Origin of the sequence: Methanospirillum sp. (assembly GCF_035406105.1) — an archaeon.
Lineage (GTDB): Archaea > Halobacteriota > Methanomicrobia > Methanomicrobiales > Methanospirillaceae > Methanospirillum.
Window position 1 is genome coordinate 1 of the sequence record NZ_DAONKG010000215.1, and the last position, 3,956, is coordinate 3,956.

5 protein-coding genes are annotated in these 3,956 nt (G+C 46.3%); 1 reads left to right on the top strand and 4 read right to left on the bottom strand.

Annotation, left to right across the window (positions count from 1 at the left end; translation table 11 throughout):
- A partial coding sequence (locus PLA23_RS11180; RefSeq protein WP_324475233.1) for a hypothetical protein occupies positions 1-291 on the top strand: 291 nt, incomplete at its 5' end.
- A 7-nt stretch (positions 292-298) separates the two neighbouring features.
- On the opposite strand, the gene thsA is transcribed toward PLA23_RS11180, so the two are convergent.
- The 4 genes from thsA to PLA23_RS11200 all read right to left on the bottom strand — a co-directional run.
- Positions 299-1,897: a thermosome subunit alpha gene (gene thsA / locus PLA23_RS11185; RefSeq protein WP_324475234.1), complete on the bottom strand. Its 1,599-nt coding sequence runs from the start codon at positions 1,895-1,897 to the stop codon at positions 299-301.
- Positions 1,898-1,976: 79 nt separating this feature from the next.
- Positions 1,977-2,573, bottom strand: coding sequence for an orotate phosphoribosyltransferase-like protein (locus PLA23_RS11190; RefSeq protein ID WP_324475235.1), 597 nt, complete (start codon positions 2,571-2,573; stop codon positions 1,977-1,979).
- Between the two features lie 22 nt (positions 2,574-2,595).
- The gene (locus tag PLA23_RS11195) at positions 2,596-3,075 is read right to left on the bottom strand and encodes an NOB1 family endonuclease (protein ID WP_324330002.1); all 480 of its coding nucleotides are present in this window, start codon (positions 3,073-3,075) and stop codon (positions 2,596-2,598) included.
- A 15-nt stretch (positions 3,076-3,090) separates the two neighbouring features.
- Positions 3,091-3,956, bottom strand: an 866-nt coding sequence (locus tag PLA23_RS11200; RefSeq protein ID WP_324475236.1) for a ribose-phosphate diphosphokinase, incomplete at its 5' end; no start/stop codon positions are given.

Genomic DNA, 3,956 nt, shown 5'->3' on the forward strand with positions numbered 1-3,956 from the left:
GATTTACTTGCACGTCTTCGAGGCTTTTCTGCGGTATCAATCTCCAGAGCATCTGGTATGTACCTTGATGATGTGTTTGATATACTCAAAGGAACCCGGACAAAAACATCCCCGGAAGTAATCGAGATGCTTGAAAAAGTGCTGAAGAAACTTGAGGAAGATGATGAACGACTGGAGCGGGAGGCAGCAAAGATCAATTTTATGATACGGGGATTTGAAGTGATAGAACAAAAAAATCAGAAAAAACAGATGAACAGGCTTTCAGACTCCGAGAAATATCTGGAAAAATAAAAAAGAGTTATTCCATTGGTTCAGGCGGGGTATTTTTTGCAGACTGGGATATCATCATGTCATCAACACGAAGCAGCATCTCAACAGCCTCTTCAGAACTCTGAATTGCCTGCCTCTTACATCTGATTGGTTCGATAACTCCCTCTTTTTGCATATCCACGAGTTTTCCGGTATATACATTGAGTCCAAAATTCTTATTGCCCTCTGCATGTGCCTTCTTTAATTCGACCAATTTATCAATAGGGTTATAACCAGAGTTTTCTGCAAGGGTGATCGGTATGGCACAGAATGCATCAGCGTATGCCTCAATGGCAATCTGTTCACGACCGCCGACTTTTACTGCATAGTCACGAAGGCGTACTGCAAGTTCGCTCTCAACAGCGCCACCACCTGGCACAAACAACCCGTCTTCCATTGCATCCATCACAACACGGGTTGCGTCGACAACAGCACGCTCAAGCTCATCAACCAGGTAATAGGTGGATCCACGAAGAAGAATGGTTACCGTCTTGGGATTCTTTGCGCCTGAAATGACTATCATGTCGGCATCTTCAAGTTGTTCTGCCTGCTCGGCGATACCAAGATCACTCTTTTTGAGGTCCTCAGCCTTGGTTACAATATTTGCCCCAAGAGCACGGGCTGCAAACTTCATATCAGCTTCAGGAACATCTTCCACGGCAAGAATTCCTGCCTTTGCAAGATAAAATTGGGCTGCATCTGCAATTCCTTTCTGACAGAGGAGGACATTGGCCCCTGATGCTGCTACTGCATCTGCCATCTCTTTTAAGGCAGCACGTTCCTGTTCTGCAAATGCTTCAATCTGTTCAGTGCTTGAGATTTTAATCTTGGATTTGACCTCAGTCTTTTTGATCTCAAGTTCCTTCTGAACAAGGGCAACCTTTGCATTGGTAACGCGTCGTGGCATCTCCTGGTTCACACGGGTCTTATCAATGACACAGCCCATAATCAGTTCTGCATCATCCATCGTGCCCCCGGTGTGTTTTTTTATCTTAACGTCATCTTCATTGACCGTGACCTTGTTTCCATCCGTGTTTGCGACCTTCATTACCGCTTCAACTGAGATCTCACTGATTTTATCCTTGACATCCTCGATTGATTTACCGGTAATGGCAGTCTGGACGATCTTTTTCATAACATCTTTATTATACGGATCAGTCGGTGATGCCATTGACTGCAGAATTTCAAGGGCTTTCTGCATTCCCATCCTGTATCCACGACAGATGACTGTCGGGTGGATCTTCTTATTAAGCAGGGTTTCTGCCTGTTCCATCAATGCACCGACAAGAATAACAGCGGTTGTTGTCCCGTCACCAACTTCCTCATCCTGTGTCCGGGACACTTCAATGACCATCTTGGCACCGGGGTGCTGGACAGATATCTCATCAAGAATCGTGATCCCGTCATTGGTGATCGTAACATCCCCCGTCCCATCAATGAGCATCTTATCCATTCCTCGTGGACCCAGAGTCGACCGAACCGCCTCAGCAAGTGCTTTTGCTGCGGCTATATTGGAGCGCTGGGCTTCATATCCCTGTGTACGCTCGACATTCTGTTTCAGAATGATTACCGGTTGTTGAACAAGCATGGAATATCCTCCGTTTCATTACAGGTGGATTTAAAGTTCTATATAAAAATTGTGAGTCAGTATCTGTCAGATGTGCCGGTTAATCTATTCGGGAGACCTTAAACAGACTATAGACCGGAACACCGTCAATGTCACGAATGCCGCGCTTATCGAAGAGAACACAACACGCAACAGGAAGAGCACCATGTCGTTTAATATAACTGATCACTTCCTGAAGGGTTTTTCCGGAGGTTATCACATCATCCACGATGACGATCCGTTCTCCGGCATGGATATCAAAATTACTGCTCATGGAACCGACGGGGTCCTCTCCGCCGGCCTGTTTTGCAGGATGATAAATACCAATCCTGACACCTTCAGATACTGCCATGAGCGTCGCCAAGGGAATGCCGGATATGGCGATACCGACATATACCTGAGGAACCGGTCCTTCAGGATGTTTCAGGTGCAGACGTGAAAGGAGCATCTGGGCACTTTCCTCAAGAAGTTGCGACTCGCCAGACACGACTGTCCAGTCAATATGAATATCCTTCGGGGTTGCCACTCCTTTTTCCTGTGTTAAAAGCCACGTTACCGTCTCCATGGAGAGGGACAATTCATCGGCTATCTGACCAGGGCTGTGTCCTTCACTTCGCAGGTGACGTGCTTTTTGTATCAACTCATCCAGAGTAGTCATCTGAACAGACATTTTCGTCAATCTATTTATTTTTTCTTTTTACTTCAAGACCGCATACCGGACACACCGAATCAGGTGGCATGGTTTCATAATACTTACCACAACCCCGGCATCGTAATTTCCACTGTTTTTTCTCTGCTTTTCTCTGGAGAAGGGCATTGACCGGAATACTTAAATACTGTGCAGTATTCTGAAGGGCAAAATCATCCGAGCAGATAATTCCCCGGACCTCATAAGCAAGTGCAAGAATTTCAATATCAACTGGAGAGAGAACCGTCCGGTCCCCGGACTGATCTGCTGCCATTTGAATCATATTGATCGACTGCTGGTCTGGCTCTGAAATAATCAAACCTTCTGATTGTAATACCTCCAGTCTCGCCTTCCCTTTCAGATCTTGTAGTTCATGAATTACACCGGGGGTTGTCATCATTTTCCCATGAACAGGGAATGTAATAAAAAAGGCTGAGGTATCAAGAATAAAAACCGGTAGATCAGGTATCATCAGACCTACCTGATATCATAGATATTCAGCAAGGACTGGTGCTGCAGAATAGGTGCTACAGGCACGTTCAATGGTATCACTACAGGATATGGATGCAATTCCTGCACTTGTCAGTCGGGTATATGCCCCGGATGCCAGAACCCCGTGAATACCAACCGTGTGAATTGACCGGGCACCCTGTTCGTACAGCATGGACGCAGCAGTGGCCTGTGTTCCCCCGGTTGAGATGATATCATCTAGTATGACGACATCCCGACCGGATACCTGAACTGATTTTGGTTCAATCCGAACCTTATCTCCGGATAGCCTGGTCTTTTGCAGATAATCAGACTCCCATTTTCCATAACCAGCAACATCTTCTGCCAGATGCAGAGCTCCTTCATCAGGACTCAGGATGAGTGGCTCATCCAGGGACAGGGTTTTAATATATTCTGCTGCCGGTGATGAAAGGGTAACATCAGCTGCCTCGGTGTGGAAATGATTCAGGACAGACTTTTCATGAATATTTACCGTATAAACCCGTGATACATCAGCTCCAAGTATCCGGGCTATCGCTCTGGCTGACAACGGTTCGCCAGGATTGAACTGTTTATCCTGCCTGGCATATCCCATGTACGGTATGACAAGAGTGATATCGGACTCTGAATATATATCCTTTAAAAGGAGTATCTCAACCAGGTCATCACTGGTCAGGATGCTCCCACAAATAACCACCTTTTCCGCGGGCTGCTCTGCACGCACATAGATCTCCCCATCTGGAAATTTCTGCCATCTGGTATCAATTACCGGAATATTCAATGCAGTTGCGAGCCGGCCGGCAAGAACCTGGGACCGTTGCGTACTGACAACCTTCATAGTCCCATTTAGATTTGCTGAAAGTA

What these genes read in the sequence shown, in the direction of transcription:
- thsA (WP_324475234.1), bottom strand. Translation starts at nt 1,897, where the DNA reads ATGCTTGTTCAACAACCGGTAATCATTCTGAAACAGAATGTCGAGCGT.
- PLA23_RS11195 (WP_324330002.1), bottom strand. Translation starts at nt 3,075, where the DNA reads ATGATACCTGATCTACCGGTTTTTATTCTTGATACCTCAGCCTTTTTT.
- PLA23_RS11190 (WP_324475235.1), bottom strand. Translation starts at nt 2,573, where the DNA reads ATGACTACTCTGGATGAGTTGATACAAAAAGCACGTCACCTGCGAAGT.